Below are 21,400 nucleotides of genomic sequence, written 5' to 3' on the forward strand. Positions count from 1 at the left end.
TTTGCGGCACGTCAATGCGGCCTGCACGGCGCGCGCCATGACTTTCCCTCCGCGGGTCACGCCGATCGTCCCAGTTTGGCGGGGTTTCGGAGCAGTGGCAGGCCGTTTAGCGATAGCAATTTTATAATTTCCGACATTTCTAAAATGTTGCAACTTTGACACACTATTGTCAAATGTTGGACGAATATGTCAAGACTCGGTTGCAAGTGCCCCTTCGCCCTCCAATAGGCTGACAGCACTGTAAGTAAAGCGCGTGCGGGGATCTTTCCCACAGGCGCTTGCAGGGGGACAATCCAGATATGAAAAACCACAAGCACCTTCGTGGCGCGGCACTGCGCCATGGTGTTGCAGCGCTCTCGCTGGTCACCACGCTTGCCTCGGCACCGGCCTATGCCCAGGGCGCCGCGGCCGCCGAGCCGGAAACCATCGTCGTCACCGGCACGATGTTCCGCCGCACCAACACCGAAACGCCTTCGCCGGTCACCGTGCTGACCTCCGAATCGCTGATCAAGGCCGGTATCACCACCGCCTCGGACGCGATTCGCTCGATTTCGGCCGACGGCGCCGGTTCGATCGGTTCGGGCTTCCAGTCGGGCTTCTCGGCGGGCGGTTCGGCCGTATCGCTGCGCGGACTGGGCGTTTCCTCGACCCTCGTGCTGGTCGATGGCCTGCGCTCGGCCAATTTCCCGCTGAACGATGACGGCCACAATGCCTATGTCGACCTCAACTCGATCCCCTTCAGCCTGATCGACAAGATCGAAGTCCTCAAGGACGGCGCCTCGTCGAGCTATGGCGCGGACGCGATCGGCGGCGTGGTCAACCTCAAGCTCAAGAAGCAGTTCAACGGCGTGGCCGGCAATGCCGAAAGCGGCATCTCCGAGCGCGGCGATGGCCGTTACAGCCGCCTGAGCGCCACCGTGGGCTTTGGCGACTATCAGAACGAGGGCTGGAATTTCTACGTCAACGGCGAATACCAGTACAACGGCCGCATCTCGAACAAGAGCCGCGGTTTCCCCTATAACACGCAGGATCTGACCTCGATCGGCGGCAAGGACAACAACACCGCAGACGGTCCGAACATGACCGTCAACGTGCCGACCGCCTATTTTGCCAAGACCACCCAGAGCGATCTGAACAACCCGCTCTCGGGCGGCACCGCTGCCAGCACCGCCATGCTGGCGCCGGGTCTGGCCAATTGCGCCGGTGGCACCTTCACCGGCGCCAACGGCACGGGCTGCAAGTATGATCTGGTCAACCAGTATCGCCAGCTCGCCCCGCTGCAGGAGCGCTATTCGGTCAATGGCCGCCTCAGCTTCCGCGTTTCGGACAGCATCGAAGGCTATGTCACCGGCAGCTTCAGCCGCAGCTATGTGTCGATCCAGGGCACGCCCTCGGTGATCCGCGCGACCCAGCCTTTCGGCGGCTCGCCCGCGCTGGCTTCGTCGAATCCGGGCATCGTGCTGCCGGTTTACATCTGCTCGACGGGCGTGAACTGCGCAACGGCCGCTGATCGCCAGCTGAACCCGAACAACCCCTATGCTGTGGCCGGCGCCGATCCGGCGACCAACGCCGCGCGCATCTACTACATGTTCGGCGACATCGCCGCGGGCAGCGAGCGCACCAATGACGTGTACCGCTTCACCTCGGGCCTGAACGGCAAGATCGGCGAAAGCACCGATTGGCGCATCGAGGGCGTCTATGCCCGCGACAACCTGAAGCTGACGCAGCACGGACTGTTGAACATCGCCAACCTGATGCAGGCGATCAACACCGGCTCGTACAACTTCATCAATCCCTCGCTCAACACCGCCGCGGTGCGCAATTCGATCGCGCCTGATCGCACCACGCCGTCCTATTCGCAGATGTATGCGGTTGACGCCTCGATCAGCCGTGCGCTGTTCGATCTGCCGGGCGGCAAGGCCCAGTTGGCTGTGGGCGGCCAGATCCGCGCTGAAAAGCTGGAAAACCGCAACCAGAACGTCGCGCTCGACACCTATGGTCTGACCACGGCTTCGGCCTATGGCCAGCACACCGTGTCGGCGGCCTATTTCGAAATCGACGCGCCCTTCTCGCGCATGCTCGACACCAACTTCTCGGGCCGTTTCGACCACTATTCCGAAGGCTTCTCGAAGTTCTCGCCCAAGATCGGTGTGAAGTTCACGCCAACCAAGGCGTTTGCACTTCGCGGCACCTATTCGGAAGGGTTCCGCGCGCCGACCTTCGCTGAATCCGGCCCGCGCAGCCAGTATGCCGGTTTCGTGTCGACCACGCCGCCTGCAAACTTCATCGCCGATCACGGTGGTGCGGCCTCCAACAACCCCTACAACGCAGTCTACCAGTTGGGCCGCGGCGTTGTGGGCAACCCCAACCTCAAGCCGGAAAACTCGCGCAGCTTCACGCTGGGCGTGATTTCGCAGCCCAGCCGCTGGCTCAGCTTCACGGTTGACTATTACAACATCAAGAAGTCGAACCTGATCGTCTCCGGCCCGCTGATCAGCCAGGCTGTGAACGCATATTACAACTCCGCCAACGTGGCTGCCGCTCAGGCCGCCGTGGCCGCTGTCGGCCCGGGCTATTCGGTCAACTCGATCGACGCTATCGATCCCCTGTTCCCGAACGCCCTGCCCCGCGTGCTGATCATCAACGTGCCCTATGTGAACGCGAACTACTCGGTCACCTCGGGCCTTGATTTCTCGGCCACCGCCAAGGTCGACCTGCCGCGCAACATCAAGTGGACCAGCCGTCTGGAAGCCACCTATGTGATCCGGTATGACCTGAACAACGCCGGTGTTCTCCAGCGTTATGCCGGGACCTTTGGCCCCTACGACCTGTCGTCGGGCAACGGTACGCCCCGCATCCGCGGCAACTGGCAGAACACGCTGGAAATCGGTCAGCTCTCGCTCAGCCTGACGACCTACTATGTGGGCCGCATCAAGCAGACCGCCGCTGACTCGAACACCGACACCAGCTGCGCGCAGAACCTTTACAAGACCGGCGACAAGTTCTGCTATGTCAGCCCGTTCATCAACAATGACTTCAACGCGACGCTCAAGATCAATGATCGCATGACCGTCTATGGCATTGTGAAGAACCTGTTCGACGCCAAGGCTCCGGTGGCTCCCGCCGCCTACTCCAGCGCGCCGAACTTCCTCACCACCTGGCACTATGCCGGTCTGGTGGGCCGCGAATTCCGCGCGGGCGTGAATATCAAGATGTAATCATCGTTCAGGCCGGAGGGGGTTTGCGCCCTTTCCGGCCTGCGCTTTGGTCCAATCAGGCGCCGCCTTTCCTTGGGGAGGGCGGCGTTTTTTTTAAGGGGGGAGGAGTGTGCCTCCGGCGGGCAAAGGGCGGGGGCCCTTTGCAATCCCGTTACTTTATGCGTTGCGCTGTAAATGTGGCGTCTTGTCTGGGGCGCGATGAGGGGATTTTGAAAGCCTGCGGCGCTTTTTAGGATAACTTTGCCGCGCCGCAGGCTTTCAACCTGTGTGCGTCAACGACCTGGCAAACAGTACAACAACCCCATAACGGGATTGCAAAGGGCCCCCGCCCTTTGCCCGCCGGAGGCAAAACTTCCGCCTTAATAGGGAAAATCATCCTCCCCGCACTCATTCCAATCCTCACCCTCGACCGCGTCGCGCGCGATCAGCAATTCGAAAAGCAAGGCCCCGACCTCGCCGTCCAGTTCGCCATCAATGATTCGCGGTCGGAACCGGCGCTGAAAGGCGGCAATGGCGGCGCGGCCATCGGTCACTTCATAGCCGAACCGTTCGAGCGAGAGATAAAACGCCCCCGGATTTTCATGCAGCAGCCGGATGCGCGGGCGGGGCGTGGGCAGCGCGAGGCCATAGCGCGCGAGCAATTCCCAATCGAACAACTCGCCCGGATCCTGCTTGCGCGCGGGGGCAACATCGGAATGGCCCACCACATTGGCCGGGTCGATATTATGGCGCGCCATGATGCTGGAGAGCAGCGGGATCAGCGATTCCATCTGCGCCTCGGTAAAGGGGCGATAGCCAAATTCATGGCCGGGATTGACCATCTCGATGCCGATGCTGGCCGAATTGACGTCGGTGATCCCGCGCCAATAGGATCGCCCGGCGTGCCATGCCCGCTTCTCCTCGGGCACAAGGCGGATGACAGTGCCATCCTCGTCGATCAGGTAATGGGCCGATACTTCGGCCGCCGGATCGCACAGGCGGTCGAGCGCCTCCTGCATGGTCTGCATGCCGGTGTAATGCAGCACGACCATGCTGATCGGCAATTTTCGCTCGTTGCAATTGGGCGAGAGGCATTCGCGGTGGACCAGTTCGCTCATGCCCGCTCGTTCCCCTCACCCATGGCCATCAGGCCTCCATCATCCTTGCGCGGGGATCACCGCGCCCATCACCAGCGCTTCCTCGCTCAGCGCATATTGCACGCTGCCGCCAAGGCCGGCGGCCATCACCTGAAGCATGGCCGCAGGCGCGGTCTTGCTGGACAGATCGCCCGGCGCCAAAGTGCCCTCCAGCGCCAGGCCGATGGCCGGATCAAAGGCGATGCGCGGCCCTGCGGCGCGCACCACGATTTCCGCGGCACCATCGCGGATCTCGGCGGCAATATCGATGGTGCCGCCGCGCACCAGCGCGTCAATCGCGATCAGCGCAAAGTTGAGCAGCGTCTTGACCGCCGACTTGGGCAACATATCGTTGCCCAGCGCAAAATTGACCGAAACCCGGTCCTTGCCCGCCAGCAATGCCTCGATCAGCGCGCGCGGTTCGTTCACCGGGATCAGATCACCAAACCCGCCCGCCGCGCCAAACGCCAGACGGTAGAATTTCAGCTTGTTGGCGCTGACCCGCGCAGATTGTTCGAGCAGCTCGAAACAGCGCTCGCGCATCGCCGGATCTTTTTCCTCGGCCAGCAATTCCAGACCGTTGGACAGCGCGCCCACCGGGCTGAGCATATCATGACACAGGCGCGAGCAGAGCAGGCTGGCAAGATCGAGGGCAATGGTACGGTCGATGGTATCGGACATATTCAACTTTTTCCCGGATGGTGCATGACTGTTGCACAGCACCTTTACCCATCCCTTAACCCTCATCTTCGCGTGTGAAAAGCACTTCAAATCCATTGGCCCCATCGCGCCACCAACTGACCGTTTCGCCGCCGCAAATTGCCCAGATCCGGCCATCGCGCGCGGCCATGGCGGCGTCGGTCGGGCTGGGCATTGCATCGCCTGTAGGATGGGAATGATAATAGCCCAGCACCTGCTCCGCGCCTGCCCGCTGGGCGCGATAGGCGGCGATGAGCGCCGCCGGATCGATCTCGAAATGGCGCGCCGGATCGGGAGCAACATTGGCGCAGGGGCGGATTTGCACCACCTTGCCCGCTCGCCCAAGCAGCAATCCGCAGGCCTCATGGGGGTGGGCATCAGCCGCCTGCGCGCGGATCGCGGCGATAATTCCCCTTGCCAAGTGAATTTCCATGCCCATTTGCAAAAGAATGAGCATGGGGGAAAGCATCGTACAAGGGGCAATTGCAGGCGGCGGTCGGCTGGACCGCGCGCTGGCGGACTGCTGCCCTGCCGACGCGTCCCTCTCGCGCGAGCGAATCAAGGCGCTGATCGGCGAGGGCCGGGTCAGCATCGACGGCCGCATCGTCTCTCAGGCCTCGATGAAAGTGGCCCCCGGCGCGCATTTCATCATCACCCTGCCCCAGGCCGCGCCGCTCGACGCCGTGGCGCAGGATATTCCGCTCGACGTGGTGTATGAGGATGAACACCTGATCATCGTGGACAAGCCGGCGGGTCTGGTGGTCCATCCCGCGGCGGGCAATCCCGACGGCACGCTGGTCAACGCATTGTTGCACCATTGTGCGGGGCAATTGTCGGGCATCGGCGGGGTGGCGCGCCCCGGCATCGTTCACCGCATCGACAAGGACACATCGGGCCTGCTGGTGGTGGCCAAATCGGATGCCGCGCATGAAGGCCTGGCGCGGCAATTTGCCGACCATTCGATTGAGCGGGCCTATCTGGCGATCACCCAGGGCATTCCCCACCCCACCCATGGCACGCTGCGCGGGGTCATTGCGCGCCACCCCACCGACCGCAAGCGCATGGCGCTGTTGCCCGAGGGGGCGCGGATGCCAGAGGACGGCGGGAGGGGCAAACATGCCGTCACCCACTTCCGCCTGCTCGAATCGCTTGATCATGCCGCGCTGGTCGAATGCCGGCTCGAAACCGGGCGCACCCATCAGGTCCGCGTGCATATGGCCTCGATCGGACATGCCCTTTTGGGCGATCCGGTCTATGCCCGATCACAGAAATCGCAAAAACCGCTCCTTACAGAGCTTGGCTTTGCAAGGCAGGCGTTGCATGCTGCGGTTCTCGGTTTTACGCATCCGGTTACCGGCGAAACCATCCGTTTCGCCAGCCAGTTACCCGCCGATATGCGGGAACTATTACGCCGGTTGGGCGGTTCTCTTGCCGACCAGCCGGTTTCTTCCATACTGACCGGCGCCAATGGGCCGGGCGGCAAGGAAGGCCAACCGTGGCCGCCACCGAGGGATGCCTGTTAAGGGTCCGTCAATGCGCGTGCTGACAAGTGGAAGGATGATGACTGCCATGACCCAAGACAGCAATCTGCCCGCCGTGCCGGCGCTGGCCTCCGGCGAGGACGGGCTGAACCGCTACATGTCGCAAATCCGCAAGTTTCCCGTGCTGACGGCGGAACAGGAATACATGCTGGCCAAACGCTATGCCGAGCATCAGGACCCCGATGCCGCGCGCCAACTGGTCACCAGCCACCTGCGCCTCGTGGCCAAAATCGCGATGGGCTATCGCGGCTATGGCCTGCCGATCAGCGAGCTGATTTCGGAAGGCAACATCGGGTTGATGCAGGGCGTCAAGAAATTCGAGCCCGATCGCGGCTTCCGTCTGGCCACCTATGCCATGTGGTGGATCAAGGCCAGCATGCAGGAATTCATCCTGCGTTCCTGGTCGCTGGTCAAGATGGGCACGACGGCGGCGCAAAAGAAGCTGTTCTTCAACCTGCGCCGGATGAAAAAGAACATCGACGCCTTTGAAGACACCGACCTCCACCCGGACGATGTGAAGAAGATCGCCACCGACCTTGGCGTGTCCGAGGCCGAGGTGGTCAACATGAACCGCCGGATGATGATGGGCGGCGATGCCTCGCTCAATGTCTCCTTCAACGAGGAAGGCGAAGGTCAGTGGCAGGACATGCTGGCGGATTCCGGGCCGCTGCAGGACGAGACTGTCGCCAATGCCGAAGAGGCCCAGTGGCGCCACGCCCTGCTGGCCGAAGCCATGGACAGCCTGAACGAGCGCGAACGGGCAATCCTGTTTGAGCGCCGCCTGACCGATGACCCCAAGACGCTGGAAGAATTGAGCCAGACCTATAATGTCAGCCGCGAACGCGTGCGCCAGATCGAGGTGCGCGCCTTTGAAAAGCTGCAAAAGGCCATGCAGTCCATCGCGCGCGAACGCATGCTGGTGGCGGCGGCGTAATTACGACCCTCTGGGATGGGGCGGGACGTCATGTGCCCTCCCCCGTCCATGCAACCCCCTGTTGGCAGACCATAAAGCCAGGCGCGAAGGCGGAACTACGCCGCGCCGGGGGGCATTGCTGCATTTAATATGTTGATTTGATGCGGGGCTTTGGAATTTCTTAGGGATATTCCCGATACTATGCATTCTTACTAGGTGTGGCGTTCAGAGAAATCTGACGCCTGTCATACTGGCAAGGATGAAACCCATGGGCGTCGAGATCCCCAACTCGTATGGCGCAAACCCTGCTGATGCCAATGCCTCCTCCGGTCTGCATGGCCTGATCGGAGGGTCTGCGGCCATGCGCGAAGTCTATTCGCAGATCAAATATCTGGCCGCGAGCCGGGCCAATATTTTCATCTCCGGCGAAAGCGGCACCGGCAAGCAGGCCTGCGCAGAGGCGATCCACCGCGCATCGCCGCGTTCGTCCGCGCCCTTTGTCACGGTTTCCTGCGCCGCCATGCCGCCCGAATTGATCGAGCGGCGCATTTTTGGCGATCCTTCCGAAACCGCCCCCTCTGGCCCGCCCTCGGCCTTGCGGGCGGCGGATCGCGGCACGCTGTTTCTCGATGAAGTCAGCGCGCTGCCGCTGCCGCTGCAAGGGCGGCTGCTGCGCTTTTTGCAAAGCGGGATGGCCGGGCGCACGCTGGTCGATGTCCGCCTGATCTGTTCCAGCAGCCGCCCGATGCTGGAGGAACTGGCGTCAGGCCAATTCCGCGAGGATCTCTATTACCGTCTGGCGGTGGTGCCGCTCGACTTGCCCCCCTTGCGCGATCGCGGTGGCGATATCGAGGCGTTGGCGCAAAGTTTCCTGCGCCGCTTTGCCCGCGAACATGGCAAGAAATTCAACCCGCTCGGGGCCGAACATCTGGCCGCACTGGAGGCCTATTCGTGGCCGGGCAATCTTCAGGAACTGCAGAATGTGATCCGCCGCGCCATACTGCTGTTCGACGGGCCGGAACTGCCGCTGCGCGCGCTGCCCGCCATTCCGCCAACGCCGCAAGGCCAGAGCCCTCAACCGGTGGAAGCCACCGGCGATGCCCCCGCCGCCACTACGACTGATCACGAAGCCTTGTTCAAGGCGCTGGCCGGGCTGACATTGGATCAGATCGAGAGGCTTGCCATTGAGGGGGCCATTCGCGCCGCCCATGGCAGCCTGCCCGGCGCCGCGCGCATTCTGGGGGTCAGCCCATCGACCCTCTATCGCAAGCGCGAACGCTGGAATGATGCCCAGCGTTCAGCCTGATTTGCGGCGGGGGTTGACCGACCCCCGCCTTCAATGCCGGGCGAAATTACCAGTCGCCGCCATTGCCATCGTCCGAGGAATCCCAGGAACTGTCGTCGGAAATGCCAAAGTCATTGCCGCCCATGTCCTGATTCGTATTGCCCGAATCCCAGCCTGAATTGTCCTCGCGCAGCGGGCGGCGCTGTTCGTCCTTGTGATCGCCGAACATGCCGTCGATGATCTTTTCACCGGCGGCGAAACCCGCGCCGGCCGCCGCGCCCGTGGCCAGACCGCCAAGGATCGAGGAGCCCATGCCGCCGCCCTGCTGGGGATAGCCGCCCCCATATCCGGGACCACCATAGCCGGGCCCGCCAAAGCCCTGATTGCCATAGCCCTGCCCGCCGTAACCGGGACCGCCCTGCGGCGCGTAAGGCGCGTTATAGGCCTCCGCCTGACGGTTGCGGCGGCGGAAGAAAGCCAGCACGCCAAACACCAGCGCACCGATCAGCACAATGCCGACCCACGAGATCCCGCGCGATTGCGCAGGCTGGGGCGCTTCACTGCGCGTGACTGCGCCGTTTCCCACCGACCCGCCGTTAAGCTGCGCCTTGAGCGCGGCCACCGATTGCGGCTGGATACCCGGCAGGCCCGGCGCCAGCTTTTCCGCCTGCGCCAGTTGCGCCCGCGCATCCGCGGTCTTGCCCTGCTTGGCCAGCAACTCGGCCTGAACGTAATGGGCCTTGGCGCTGTTCGGGTGAGCCTTGAGCACCTCGTCCATCATGGTCACGGCCTTGTGCACCTGCCCTGCGCGGGCGGTGGCATAGACATCGCGCACGCTTGGTTCGGCGGCCATGACCGGCGCCGACACCATCATCAGGGCCACAGGGGCCAAAAGCCACAGGGCAGACTTCTTCATCTTCCTCACTCCATCTGGCGCAAGCTGCGCCGTAATGTGATCTGGTGCGCCTTATGGCTTTTGCAAGATGAACAGGCCCTGTGCCGCCTTGATCGCGGCGGCCACCACCGCATCGCGCGAACCGTCCGCCGCAACCACGCGCCAGTCCGACAGATCGCCGCAATCATAAGTCATTTGCCGCGCCACCACGGCGGCATCGGCATCCGAAGCGTCGCCCCGCCGCGCCGCAACGCGCTGCTGCATCGTCGCGCCATCGGCCCTCAGCCACAGGCCGAGGAAAGGAACACCGGCGGCATGGGCCGCGCCCGCAATCGCGGCGCGCTCATCCGGCGCCGCAAAGACCGCATCGGCGACCACCGGCCATCCCCGCGCCAGCATCGCTCCGGCCCGCTCGACCATCGTGGCATAGACCTGCCGGCTGGCCTCTTTCGTATAGGTCTCGCCGGGCAGGCGATCTTCGGGGGCCACGCCCGCCAAACTCTTGCGGATGACATCCGAGCGCAGCCAGCGCGCGCCCGGCGCTGCGCCGATCCGATGCGCCAGCGCCCCGGCCAGCGTCGATTTGCCCGTACCCGACAGGCCGCCAACCGCAATCAACACCGCCGCCCCGGGCCGCAGAAACGCCAGCGCCGCATCAAGATAGGCCCGCGCCTCGCCCGCCTTTTCCTCGCGCGCCGCGCCGCTTAGCCGCGCCGCCGTGGCCGCCCCCACATGCGCCCGGATCGCCGCGCGCACCGACAGGAACAGCGGCAGCGCGCTCCAGCCATCTTCTTCGCCCATCCGGTCGGCATAGCGGTTGGCGACCAGATTGGCCGCCTGAGCATGACCCTTGTGCCACAGATCCATCAGCAGGAAGGCCAGATCATAAAGCAGATCGGTCGTCGCCAGTTCGGCGCTGAATTCAAGGCAATCGAACGGCACCGGCCGCCCATGCCACAGACAGATATTGGCCAGATGCAGATCGCCGTGGCCGTGGCGCACCTTGCCCGCCCGCGCGCGCGCATCGAGCAGATCGGCCACCTGCGCCAGCGCCTCAAGGCTTTGCTCTTGCAGATCGGCCACTTTGTTGGGGGGCAAGAGATCGGGCGCGATGGCGGCAAAGGAGCGGGTGTTGCCGACAATCACCTGGCGCATTCTCCCGGCGCCATCGGCATCGCGCAAAATCTGCGCCCGCCCATGAAAATCGGCCACGCCATCGGCCAGAGCGTGAAGCATGGGCTGGGTCAACGCACCGCGCGCGGCCACCTGCGTCAACAGATCCTGCGCGGGAAAGCGGCGCATGACGACCACCCAGTCGATCACCTCGCCCTCATCACCCCAGCAGAGCGCCCCGTCCGCCCCCCGCCGGATCGCCCGCAGCCCGCAATAAAGGTCAGGCGCGGTCCTGCGGTTGAGCGCCAGTTCGGCCCGACACGCCGCCTGGCGCAGCGCCAGCGTCGAGAAATCGAGATAGCCCAGATTGACCGCCCGCTTCAGCTTGTAAACTCTGTCCGGGCCAAGAAAAATCATCGCCCCATGGGTGTCGATCCGCTCGACACCGGGGGCGGACAGAAAGGCGATGGTCGCGCTCTGGTCCTGCTCGCTGTGATCCGTGGCCATGATGTGCGCCTTTATGCCTTGTGCTCAATCTATTGCATAACAGATCCTGGCGCATCATGCGCCTGATCAACAAGGCTGGCTGGATCATGCGCGCGCGCGATGCTATGCAATCGGCCTTATGATCCAGCCCAGCGAAGAAAGCCGCGTATGAACGAGACTGGCGCTGTTGAGACAGGCTTGCGCAAGGCCCCCGATGGATTGTCCGATCATGAAGGGCAGCAGCATGGGCCCGAAGAAGTGGAAATCAAGCTGGCCGCCAGCCAGAGCATGCTGGAAAACCTGCGCCACCATCCCGCTCTGCTCGGCCAGAGCCAAAGCGAAACCCTGCGCACCACCTATTTCGACACGCCCGATGGCGCGCTGGCGGCGGGCAAGGCCAGCCTGCGCGTCAGGCGGCGAGCGAAAGGCTGCGAACAGACGCTGAAAATCGCGCTGGGCCGCAAGAGCCAGATGCAGCGCAGCGAGTGGAACCAGCCGTTGCATGCCGATGCGCAGGCCCCCGACCCATCCGCCTTTCCCGCCCCCGCGGCGCTGGCGCTGGATCGGATGCGGGGCGGCGCGCATCTCTTGCCCTATGCCGAGCTGGCGGTAGAGCGCGAGACGAGGCTGCTGCGCCGAGGCAAAGCCTTGATCGAAGTGGCCTTTGACAAAGGCGAGATCCGCGCCGGTGATCGACCGACCCAGCCGATTGCCGAAATCGAACTGGAATTATGCGAGGGGCGACTGGCCGATTTGTTGCGGCTGGCGCTGGAATTGCCGTTGGGGCCGGATTTGGGCTGGTCCATCCGCACCAAGGCGCAGCGGGCGCAGGCGCTTGCCAAGGGGCGCACGCCGCAGGCGGTGTCCGCCGCCCCTGTCGCGCTGACGCGGGGCATGAGCGGGGCCCGGGCGTTCCAGACGATCGGATGGAATGTGCTGGCCCATGCGGTGGGCAATCTGGGGTTGGTGATCAGCCGGGGCGATCCCGGCGCGATCCATCAGTTGCGTGTGGCGATCCGGCGGATGCGGGCGGCGCTCTCGCTGTTTGCCAAGGATCTGCTGGCGCTCGACCCGCAGGCGCGGCTGTGGCGGCAGGAATTGCGCGAGGCGGCGATGCTGCTGGCCCCGGCGCGCGATCTGCATGTTTTGGCCCAAAGCATGAAAAACCCGCCCGATGCTCTGCTGCGTGCAGAGGCCGCCGCCACGCAAAACGCGCGCGAAGGCCTGAGCCAGCCCCGGTTTCAGCGGCTCTGGCTGCAACTGGCGCTTTGGCTGGAGGATGGAGCCTATCTGGCCTCACCGTTGGCCGGGGTGGCGGTGGAGCCGATGGCCGCCGCCATGATCGAGCGCCAGCGCGATGCGATCAGGGGCATGCGCAAACGCCTGACCGGGATGAGCGACAGTGATCTGCACGAATTGCGCAAGGATGTGAAGAAGCTGCGCTACTCGGCGGGCTTCTTTGTGGCGCTGGACAAAAGCCGGATCGGGCGTGCCCATCAGGGCGCGCTGGAACAGGTGCAGGGCGCGCTGGGCCAGATACAGGATCAGGTCAGCGCGATGGAGGCGGGCGTGGCCATAACGCGCCTGCTCGACCTGCCGCGGGGCGAAGCGCTGGCGTTGCAGGCGCAGCTCGACAAGGCCATGGCCCTGCCCGCCGCCGGACGCGCGCGCGCCATTGAGCAGGCCCGCGCCGGACTCGCGCTGGAAAAGGCACATGCGGGCTGGTGGGAAGCGCTGTAAGGGTCTAAGCGGGCCGCAAAGGCCCCGGAGCGGATAAAGGAAGCAGCATGAGCGAGGAAGGCCTGCGCCTGAAAATCGCGATCCGCGTGATGAGCGGGGAGGAAATCGCCATGGGGCCGGGCAAGGCCGATCTGCTCGATGCCATTGATGCCACAGGATCGATCTCGGCGGCCGGGCGGGCGATGGATATGAGCTATCGCCGCGCATGGCTGTTGGTGGATGCGATGAACCGCTGCTGGGCCTCGCCTCTGGTCGAAACCATGCCCAATGGGGCGGCGCGTTCGGGGGCGCGGCTCAGCGTTGCGGGGCGCAAGGTTTTAGACGCCTATCGGGCCCTTCAGCGCGGGGCGGCGATGGTTGAGGGCGGGGCCGAATGGCAGAGCCTGAAGGCCCAGCTTTTGCCGATCCCGCGCGAACACCAATAGGGACAGCTTGTGTATGGCAAGGATTGCAGGCTAAACTGCGCCCTTGCAAATTCCCTATTGTTTCATTTTCATGACAAGGATAGTGACAATTCGTCAGATCGCCAGCCTGCCCTATCGACGTGTTGGTGATTCGGCCGATTCGCCTGTTGAGGTCCTTATGGTCACCTCGCGGGGGACCGGGCGTTGGGTTTTGCCCAAAGGCAATGCGATGAAGGGTCTGTCCGCCCATGCCGCCGCTGCGCAGGAAGCGTATGAGGAAGCAGGGCTGGAAGGCGCGGTTTGTCCCACTGCGCTGGGGGATTACCGGTATCGCAAACAGTTAAAATCGGGCGCCTCACTCCTGGTGGATGTGAGGGTTTTTCCGTTGGCCGTTACAACCGAACTTGACGAATGGCCCGAAGCAGGGCAGCGGACGCGGCAATGGTTCCCGCTGGCAACGGCGGCGGACCTTGTTGATGAGCCAGAACTGCGCGCACTGATGGTCCGGTTTCGGCCATCCGACTTTGCCGATTCGTCCGGCAAGCCAATCGTGGGCCGCAGCCTGGCACTGATGAGGGAAACTGTTCGAATGTTTCACTGGTTTCAGGCGCTGCTCCCCAAGCAGGGCAATTTCTTCGCGCTGTTTGAAGCCCATGTTGCCACGCTGACCGCGGGCAGCGACGCCTTGGCCCGCCTGCTTCAGGGCGGCTCGGGCATGAGCCAGCACATCCGCGAGATCGTCGAGCGCGAGGAAGAGGCCGACAATATCACGCGCGACGTGCTCACCACGGTGCGCAAGACGTTCCTTACCCCCTTTGACCGCAGCGCAATCACCAGCCTGATCGGTTCGATGGACGATTCGATCGACCAGATGCAGCAGACCGCCGGCGCGGTCAGCCTGTATGAAGTGACCGAGTTCGAGCAGGAAATGCGCGATATGGCCGCGATCATCGTCGATTGCTCGCGCCTGCTGTCCGAAGCGATGCCGCTGCTGCGCGACATTCACGGCAATGCCGCGCGCCTGCACGAGCTGACGGGGCGCATCGTCGAGATGGAAGGCCATTCGGATGAAATCCACGCCAAGGGCCTGAAAAAGACCTTCAAGCTCTATGGCAAGGCCGATCCGCTGACCTTCTTTATCCAGCGCGAAATCTATATCCACCTCGAAAAGGTGGTGGACCGTTTCGAGGACGTCGCCAACGAGATCGACGGTCTCGTGATCGACCACGCCTAAGGGGGCGAACAGATCATGGACCATGTTATCGTGGCCCTGCCCTTGATCATCGCCCTTGTGGCGCTGGCGCTGGCATTCGACTTCATCAACGGGCTGCATGACGCGGCCAATTCCATCGCAACGGTGGTTTCTACCAAGCTGTTGACGCCGGTTCAGGCGGTGCTCTTCGCCGCCTTCTTCAACTTTGCCGCCTACTGGATGTTCGGCCTGAAAGTGGCCGAAACGGTGGGCAAGGGCATCATCGACAAGGATGTGGTCACCCCCCATGTCATCTTTGGCGCTCTGGTGGGCGCGATGGCGTGGAATGTGTTCACCTGGGTCAAGGGCATCCCCTCCTCGTCCAGCCATGCGCTGGTGGGCGGGCTGGTCGGCTCGGGCGTGATGCATGCGGGCACAAACGCTGTTGTGTGGTCGGGCATTATCAAGACAACCTCCTTCATCGCACTGGCGCCGCTGCTGGGCATGATGGCGGCGATGCTGCTGATGATGATCACATCGTGGATCTTTATGAAGGCCACCGCCAAGAGCGCGGAGGGCGTGTTCAAAAAGCTCCACATCCTGTCATCGGCCGCCTATTCGATCGGGCATGGCGCCAATGACGCGCAAAAGACGATGGGCATCATCACGGTGCTGCTCTATTCGCAGGGCCTGCTCAAGGGCGACTTTGCGGTGCCGGGCTGGGTCGTGATCGGTTGCTATGTGGCGATGGGTCTGGGCACGCTGTCGGGCGGGTGGAAGATCATCGAGACGATGGGCAGCCGCATCACCAAGCTGTCGCACCATCAGGGCTTCTGCGCCTCAATGGGCGGATCGTTGCTGCTGTTTGGCGCAACCGCTTTCGGTATCCCGGTTTCCACCACCCACACGATCACCGGATGCATCATGGGCGTGGGCGCGGCCAAGCGGACCAGCGCGGTGCGCTGGGGCGTGGCGCAGCGGCTGGTTGTGGCATGGCTGGTGACCATTCCGGCCGCCGCGATTGTCGGTGCGGTTTTCTATGAAATCGCGGTGCTGATCGACCGGGCTCTTTAAGGGGGGTGATCCCTCGCACACCTTATGTTCGCCTGAAATTTTAAAGCCTGCGACGCCATCCAAGAGCGCCGCAGGCTTTAACATATTGCAAAGTAAGCCAACCGCACGGATCGAAGCGCACCCCCATTACCGGGATTGCAAAGGGCCCCCGCCCTTTGCCCGCCGGAGGCAAGCTCTACCCCTTCTTCTCGCCGGGAAAATTCAACCGCAACGAAACCGGCGCATGACACTGCCGGATCGCCTCGCCCACATGCCGCGCCCGCTCCGCCGTCAGCGAGCCGGACACCAGGGGATGCGCCCTCTCGCGGGTCACTTCCTCGGCGGTAAAGGGACGGGTGCCCACCGGGGCGCTATCCCCGCCCACCACGAACACCATATAATTGAGCATATCGGCCAGTTCGGCATTATCGCTGATCCGGCTGTGCGCAATATTGGGCAGGCGCAGCAGATAGGCGCGCGAGGCGGGCGTGCACATCAGCCAACCCACTCGCCCGCGCAATTCGGGCAGAGCCGCAGGCGCCGAGCGCCCATCCGGCCCATGACACCCGCCGCAATGCTCGATGAAATCGGAACGCGCCAGTTCAGGATCGTTGATGCCCTTTGCCGGATCCAGTCGGGCCGGATCAGGTTGCGCCGCCACCGATGCCGCCAGCCAAGGCAGCGCCATCAGCGCACCACCCCCAATCCACCGCGCCCATTTCATTCTCAGGCCGGCCCCACCATCACTGCGGTCGAGCAATGGTATTCCATGCTCTGGGTGCCAAAGCACCAGATGATGTTGTTGTTGAGTTGAGGCACATAGAGCGGCGTCTCGCGGTCCTGATTGTCGCACATGCACTGGGTGCACATCGGCTTGCCGCAGCAATCGCGATAGGCGATCATATAGGCCTTGCCGTCCTCGGGATTGATGCAGGTGCCGACCCAGGACACCGGCGAGGATTCCGCCCCCGGCGGGCAGGTATGGATGCCCCCGCCGCAGCAGGAGCACAGCGCGCCGTCAATCGCGCAATAGCGCCAGTAATCACATTTCGTATCGTCGGTAATCTGGGCCTTGCGCGCAAAGGCGGTCTTGGCCTCCGGGCTGCGGTCGGGCTTGGCGGCCCCGGCGCGGCTGACGGGCAGCAGCGGGAACACAGGCGCGGCCACCAGCGCCCCGCCCAGCCGCGCCAACATGCCCCGGCGCGATGTGCCCCCGGCAAAGCGGCGCAGCAGCTTTTCGGCGGCGGCATCGGGATTGAACAGTTTCATCGGCAAACCCCCGTAGAAAAATGAAATAGCCCTCAGCCGACGACCTTGAGCGAGGCGATATAGTCCTGCACGCTCTTCACCCCCATTTCGTGGGCGATGATCAGGCTCTCAAGATGCTCGCGGCTGTTGACCAGCCCCTTGGACAGCACGACCCCATCGGCATCCATCAGCACCGCATAGGGCAGCTTGCCCACGGCAAAGGCCTGACCGACATCGGGGCCGTTGACGAAAGTGTAACTCTCCAGCCCCTGCTGCGCGATCAGCTTGCGCTGGGTCGCGACATCATCGTCGCCGATAAAGGTCAGGTCGAGCCGCTCATCCTTGGCAAAGCTCTTGGCCACGGGGATCAGCCCCTTGCACAGCGGGCACATGGCCGACACGAACATCAGCAGGCGCAGCGGCTTGTCCTTGGCCGGGCCGCCGATATGGACATGGCGACCGTTGAGATCATTGGCCTCGATCACCGGGCTGCCCGAACCCACCGCAGGCCCGCCCGCCGTGGTCAGCGCGCCCGCCGGCGCCACCCGCATGTGCAACACGCCCACCTGCCGCGCCAGCGCCAACAGCGCCACCACCAGCCCGGCCATGACCAGCCACGATACAACCTGTGAAATGACCAGCGAAAGGATCATGCCTCTATCTCCGAGTGGGAAGCCGAATGGGATGCATACTGACCGAAAGCGGGCTGGATTGCAGCGCCGCCAAGGCATTGAACAGATTATAGCCCAGCCATACCGCCAGCCCCGCCACCATCGCGGCGATCAGCGCCAAGCCATCGTGCAAGTCCGGCCCCAGCGCGGCGAAGGCCAGCAAAGGCAACGCCAGCACCAGATTGCGCACCACCAGCATCCAACTCAAAGGCTGGCGCAATTCCGCATGGCCGCAGCCGCAATCGATAAAGCCGCGCCCACGCCGCAGATTGACCGCCATGGCCCAGCCAAAGAGCAGCAGCACACCGCCGCCCGCCAGCGCTCCCGCGCGGCCAGACAAAGGCGAAAAAGCCGCCGACACCAAGGCTAGCCCCATCGCCATTTCGCCCCAAGGCAGGAGAGCCGCCACCGGCGCCACCAACCCATCCGGCAGGAGCCGGTAATTGCCGACCACCCCGCCCAGCAAGCGCCGATGCCGCCAATGCCCGATCCCGGCAAAGGCAAAAATCAACCCCGCCCCCATGGCAAAGCCCAGCAGCAGCGTGGCCAGCAAAGCCCCCATCAGGGTGCCTCGAAAGTGGCGATGACCCCGCCGCCGATCGCGCCAATCTTCGGCCCCAGCGTCCATGTTGCCAGATCGAGAATATAGCCGTCATTCTTGCCGTTGTTGACAAACAGCTTGGGCTTGTCGCCCTGCGTCACCTCGATATTGTCGATGTGATCCTCCAGCGGGAAGCGCTTGACCACCTTTTTGGCGGACAGATCAACGTCCCAGATCTCCTCGCCGGATTCCTTCTGGGTCCAGAATTCGCCGATATGCATCAGCACATAGAGGTGGTTGCTGGCATGATGCCATGCGGTCAATTGCCGCCCACCGGGCAGCCAGTTGACATCGAGCGGCCTGGTCTCGCCGGGGCGCAGACCGGCGGCGGCCTGAATGGAAAAGGGCGCGGCGATTTCCGGCTTCAACCCGATCTTGGCTGTATAGATCAGCCCGGTATAGCTGAGGAACACCGCCTCCTTGCGCTTGGCCGAATAATTATAAGCATCGAACACCGGATCATTGGTGGCCGAAAAGAAGGGGGCGCTGCGGGTGATTTCCGCCTTGCCGCCCGACAGGTTGAGCGAGGCCAGCGAACCGTCCGAGCACACCGACACCAGCCCCTCGGCAATCGGCATCAGCCCGGCGCAGCCCGGCAATTCGACATTGCGGGCAAATTTGCGCTTGCCCAGATCGACGATATTGACCGAGGCGGCGGGCGTCAGATTGAAGATATAGGCGCTTTTGCCATCGGGCGAGATCGCGAAATTATTGACCTGCGCGCCGATGATCAGGCGGCCGGGAAACGGCACCTCGGTCTGCAGCTTCAAACTGTTGGCGTCATAGATCGAGAGCAGGTCCTGCCGCGTGCCCCGGTTGCCCTTGCTCCAGATCGTTTCCGAAACGTAGTAGAACTTGCCCGCCGGATCGACCGCCATATCCGATGTGCGGCTGGTATCGACCATGCCCACCATCTTGCCGGTGGCGCTGTCCACGATCTGGGTCCCCGCCGTATCAAATCCCCCGCGCACATAGAACCAGCCCGGATTGGGCGAGGCCAGCGTCGCGACATTGGGCGTTTCCGGCTCTGTGGGCACGGCGGCCTGCGCGCCAAAGGGCGCCAGCGCCGAACCGATCAGCAGGGCAGCGGCGCGAAGGGCGAAAACGTGCGAAGTGTGGCGAGACATCTGGCCGTAACCCTCCTTGAATGCGGCATAATGGCGGCCCAAACCGGCCGGGACAAGGCTGGACGAGTGTCCAGAATTAATCAAGCCCCTTCTGTCGGCCCCAAGCCGCGAAAGGCGGGCGCGGCATCGGCCAATGCGCACAATGGCGTAAACCCCGCCATCCGATCACCACCGCCGCCACCCCGGCCAGCACCGCCAGCCCCGCGCCCAGCAGCAATCCACCATCAGGCATCGCCCAGAGCAGACCCGATCCCAGCGCGGGGCCTGCGCTCATGCCCAGATTATGCGTGGCGGCCACAAAGACGCGAAAGCGCGGATCAAGCCCGAGCGCACTGGCGAGACCGGAACAGCGGATGATGATCGCGGTGGACCCGATATTGAGCAGCACCATCGCCAGCACAAACCCCGCCCCCGCGCCGGGCCGCGTCAGCACCAAAGGCGCCAGCAGCGACGCACCCACCAGACAAGCCGTAACCGGCAAAGGCACGCGAAGCCTCTCGCGCATCACCGCAATCGCCGTGGCCGCCCCGGCCAGCGAGCCGATCGCGACCGCCCGCCCGATCAGCCCTTCGCTGTGCCCGGCCTGCACCGCCATGGCGCCGCACAGGCTCCACACCATCATCGTGGCGCAGATGAACCAGAAATTGGCCAGCGCCAGCGCCCAGCCCGCGCGCGGCGTGGCACTTTGACCCGAAGGCACCGGGCGCGCACCGCCGCCTTCGGGCGCAGAGCGCAGCGCGACGGCGGCGGCCAGCGGCACCAGCGCCAGAATGGCCAGCGCCCGCCCCGCCCCGATCCTTTCGGCCAGATCAGGCAGCACCAGCGAGAGCAGCGTGGCCAGCATCAATTGCACCAGCAGGACAATCGCATAGGCGCCCGTTGGCCGCGCCGCCGCAAAGCCGCCCATGGCGCGGGCATAGATAGCCCCCATACCCAGCCCATAGATCCCGCGCAGCAGCAGCACCCCGGCCAGCCCCTGCGCCAGCGGCGTCAGCAGCCCCGCCACCATCGCCGCCAGCGCCAGCGCCAGCACCGCGCGCAGCGGCATCCTTGGCCCCAGCCACCAGACCATCATCGCCGCCAGCGCCGAGGCCGTTTGGGTCATGCCCACCACCCAGCCATGATCGGCGGCGCGCAAAGGCGTGGCCCGCGACAGCAGGGTGAGAAACACCGGATCAATCGCCGGTTGCAGACAGCCCAGAACCGCCGCCGCGGGCAGGCCAAACCCCCGCGCCATCACGCGGCCCGACGCCCAGCTATCCTGCTCTGCAAGCAAAATCCGACGCATAAACAGCCCCCTTTGCCCGCCGCGACCATCGCGGCAGGCCGGTGTCCTGCGTCAGAAGGCGCCGACGGATCAGGCCGTCTGGCTTGTCATTCCGGCAATCTCTCGCGAAGTGATCGTTTTGGCAAGCGTTACCAGCCCATGCACGGCAATTGACGTATAGGCGGGCATCCGGTCGGCCCATGGCTTTTCAAAGCCAAGGAAGGGCGTCGAACCTTCCATGCTGGCGCTGATATAAAGCGAGACAATGGCAACCTCCTCGCTGGTCAGCGCGGGGTTGAGCGCGGCGACATATTCGCCGATGAAATCATGCACCCGCTGATAAAAACCGCGCACCCGGTCGGCGATGAATTCATTGTGATTGGCCAGCGCCCACAATTCGGTGAACAGGCGCGTGGTGCGCTTGCCCGCAATATCCTCAAGACAGATCACGATCAGCAGCCGCAGCCGCTCCTCGGTGGTCAGGTCGGGCTGGCGCACGCGGTTTTCCAGCACCTTTTCATAGGAGGCCAGCAATTCGTCGAGCAGCACCTGGACCAGCATTTCCTTGCGCGGGAAATGATAGGAGACATTGCCCACCTTCATCCCGCAGGCCGCCGCGATCCGCCGGATGGTAAAGGCCGCCGCCCCCTCGTCGATCAGCACGCCAAGCGCGGCTTTCAAAATCGCGTCCACCGTCTCGGTCCCGCGCGAATAGGTGCCGGGGCGCGCGGTGGTGACGATGTCTTCCGATTGGTCCATGGGGCTTCTTCTCCTTGCGGCGCCATGCCACCGGCTTGCGCATCTGGCAACTGTCCCCGGCGCGCGGCTTGAC

Annotated in this window: 20 protein-coding genes; 8 read left to right on the plus strand and 12 right to left on the minus strand. The window is 63.8% G+C overall.

What is annotated here, in order from left to right:
* Positions 1-299 precede the first annotated feature (299 nt).
* Complete coding sequence (locus tag PQ467_RS14675; RefSeq protein WP_274174112.1) at positions 300-3,218, plus strand: TonB-dependent receptor plug domain-containing protein; 2,919 nt, start codon at positions 300-302, stop codon at positions 3,216-3,218.
* A 359-nt stretch (positions 3,219-3,577) separates the two neighbouring features.
* Here the strand turns inward: PQ467_RS14675 and PQ467_RS14680 are convergent, their stop codons facing one another.
* The 3 genes from PQ467_RS14680 to PQ467_RS14690 are packed head-to-tail and all read right to left on the minus strand — an operon-like array spanning position 3,578 to position 5,453.
* Positions 3,578-4,315: an N-acetylmuramoyl-L-alanine amidase gene (locus tag PQ467_RS14680; protein WP_274174113.1), complete on the minus strand. Its 738-nt coding sequence runs from the start codon at positions 4,313-4,315 to the stop codon at positions 3,578-3,580.
* A 39-nt stretch (positions 4,316-4,354) separates the two neighbouring features.
* A complete protein-coding gene (locus tag PQ467_RS14685) occupies positions 4,355-5,014 on the minus strand; it encodes a histidine phosphotransferase family protein (RefSeq protein WP_274174114.1) in 660 nt (219 codons plus the stop codon).
* 55 nt (positions 5,015-5,069) lie between these two features.
* Positions 5,070-5,453 (minus strand): M67 family metallopeptidase, encoded by a 384-nt coding sequence (locus PQ467_RS14690; RefSeq protein WP_337995094.1) that lies wholly within the window; start codon positions 5,451-5,453, stop codon positions 5,070-5,072.
* A gap of 28 nt (positions 5,454-5,481) precedes the next feature.
* Between PQ467_RS14690 and PQ467_RS14695 the strand changes: the two genes are divergently transcribed.
* The 3 genes from PQ467_RS14695 to PQ467_RS14705 all read left to right on the plus strand — a co-directional run bounded on the left by PQ467_RS14695 (position 5,482) and on the right by PQ467_RS14705 (position 8,792).
* Complete coding sequence (locus PQ467_RS14695) at positions 5,482-6,555, plus strand: RluA family pseudouridine synthase (protein ID WP_274174116.1); 1,074 nt, start codon at positions 5,482-5,484, stop codon at positions 6,553-6,555.
* 46 nt (positions 6,556-6,601) lie between these two features.
* Positions 6,602-7,507, plus strand: coding sequence for an RNA polymerase sigma factor RpoH (rpoH, locus tag PQ467_RS14700; RefSeq protein ID WP_274174117.1), 906 nt, complete (start codon positions 6,602-6,604; stop codon positions 7,505-7,507).
* Between the two features lie 247 nt (positions 7,508-7,754).
* Positions 7,755-8,792, plus strand: coding sequence for a sigma 54-interacting transcriptional regulator (locus PQ467_RS14705; protein WP_274174118.1), 1,038 nt, complete (start codon positions 7,755-7,757; stop codon positions 8,790-8,792).
* A 46-nt stretch (positions 8,793-8,838) separates the two neighbouring features.
* On the opposite strand, the gene PQ467_RS14710 is transcribed toward PQ467_RS14705, so the two are convergent.
* Together PQ467_RS14710 and PQ467_RS14715 are read right to left on the minus strand one after the other, a co-directional pair.
* The gene (locus tag PQ467_RS14710) at positions 8,839-9,687 is read right to left on the minus strand and encodes a tetratricopeptide repeat protein (protein WP_274174119.1); all 849 of its coding nucleotides are present in this window, start codon (positions 9,685-9,687) and stop codon (positions 8,839-8,841) included.
* 51 nt (positions 9,688-9,738) lie between these two features.
* Positions 9,739-11,286 (minus strand): bifunctional aminoglycoside phosphotransferase/ATP-binding protein, encoded by a 1,548-nt coding sequence (locus PQ467_RS14715; RefSeq protein ID WP_274174120.1) that lies wholly within the window; start codon positions 11,284-11,286, stop codon positions 9,739-9,741.
* Positions 11,287-11,433: 147 nt separating this feature from the next.
* Between PQ467_RS14715 and PQ467_RS14720 the strand changes: the two genes are divergently transcribed.
* From PQ467_RS14720 to PQ467_RS14735, 4 genes are all read left to right on the plus strand, one after another.
* The gene (locus PQ467_RS14720) at positions 11,434-13,005 is read left to right on the plus strand and encodes a CYTH and CHAD domain-containing protein (protein WP_274174121.1); all 1,572 of its coding nucleotides are present in this window, start codon (positions 11,434-11,436) and stop codon (positions 13,003-13,005) included.
* 47 nt (positions 13,006-13,052) lie between these two features.
* Positions 13,053-13,430, plus strand: coding sequence for a winged helix-turn-helix domain-containing protein (locus PQ467_RS14725; protein WP_274174122.1), 378 nt, complete (start codon positions 13,053-13,055; stop codon positions 13,428-13,430).
* Between the two features lie 70 nt (positions 13,431-13,500).
* Positions 13,501-14,643, plus strand: a complete 1,143-nt coding sequence (locus PQ467_RS14730; RefSeq protein WP_274174123.1) for a DUF47 family protein — start codon at positions 13,501-13,503, stop codon at positions 14,641-14,643.
* A gap of 15 nt (positions 14,644-14,658) precedes the next feature.
* Positions 14,659-15,675 carry an inorganic phosphate transporter gene (locus PQ467_RS14735; RefSeq protein WP_274174124.1) on the plus strand — a complete coding sequence of 339 codons (1,017 nt, stop codon included), beginning with the start codon at positions 14,659-14,661 and terminating at the stop codon, positions 15,673-15,675.
* A gap of 175 nt (positions 15,676-15,850) precedes the next feature.
* On the opposite strand, the gene PQ467_RS14740 is transcribed toward PQ467_RS14735, so the two are convergent.
* The 7 genes from PQ467_RS14740 to PQ467_RS14770 form a co-directional block, all read right to left on the minus strand.
* Positions 15,851-16,342 (minus strand): cytochrome C, encoded by a 492-nt coding sequence (locus tag PQ467_RS14740; protein ID WP_274174125.1) that lies wholly within the window; start codon positions 16,340-16,342, stop codon positions 15,851-15,853.
* Between the two features lie 38 nt (positions 16,343-16,380).
* The gene (locus PQ467_RS14745) at positions 16,381-16,923 is read right to left on the minus strand and encodes a methylamine dehydrogenase light chain (RefSeq protein WP_274174126.1); all 543 of its coding nucleotides are present in this window, start codon (positions 16,921-16,923) and stop codon (positions 16,381-16,383) included.
* A 32-nt stretch (positions 16,924-16,955) separates the two neighbouring features.
* Entirely contained in the window at positions 16,956-17,555 is a 600-nt protein-coding gene (locus PQ467_RS14750; RefSeq protein WP_274174127.1) for a methylamine utilization protein MauD, read from the minus strand.
* 4 nt (positions 17,556-17,559) lie between these two features.
* The gene (locus PQ467_RS14755) at positions 17,560-18,135 is read right to left on the minus strand and encodes a MauE/DoxX family redox-associated membrane protein (RefSeq protein WP_274174128.1); all 576 of its coding nucleotides are present in this window, start codon (positions 18,133-18,135) and stop codon (positions 17,560-17,562) included.
* Positions 18,135-19,301: an amine dehydrogenase large subunit gene (locus PQ467_RS14760; protein ID WP_274174129.1), complete on the minus strand. Its 1,167-nt coding sequence runs from the start codon at positions 19,299-19,301 to the stop codon at positions 18,135-18,137. The genes PQ467_RS14755 and PQ467_RS14760 overlap by 1 nt, the downstream gene beginning before the upstream one ends.
* Before the next feature lie 76 nt (positions 19,302-19,377).
* Complete coding sequence (locus PQ467_RS14765; protein WP_274174130.1) at positions 19,378-20,589, minus strand: MFS transporter; 1,212 nt, start codon at positions 20,587-20,589, stop codon at positions 19,378-19,380.
* A 69-nt stretch (positions 20,590-20,658) separates the two neighbouring features.
* Complete coding sequence (locus tag PQ467_RS14770; RefSeq protein ID WP_274174131.1) at positions 20,659-21,327, minus strand: TetR/AcrR family transcriptional regulator; 669 nt, start codon at positions 21,325-21,327, stop codon at positions 20,659-20,661.
* Positions 21,328-21,400 lie beyond the last annotated feature (73 nt).

Source organism: Novosphingobium sp. KACC 22771 (genome assembly GCF_028736195.1).
In the GTDB taxonomy this organism is placed as follows: Bacteria; Pseudomonadota; Alphaproteobacteria; order Sphingomonadales; family Sphingomonadaceae; genus Novosphingobium.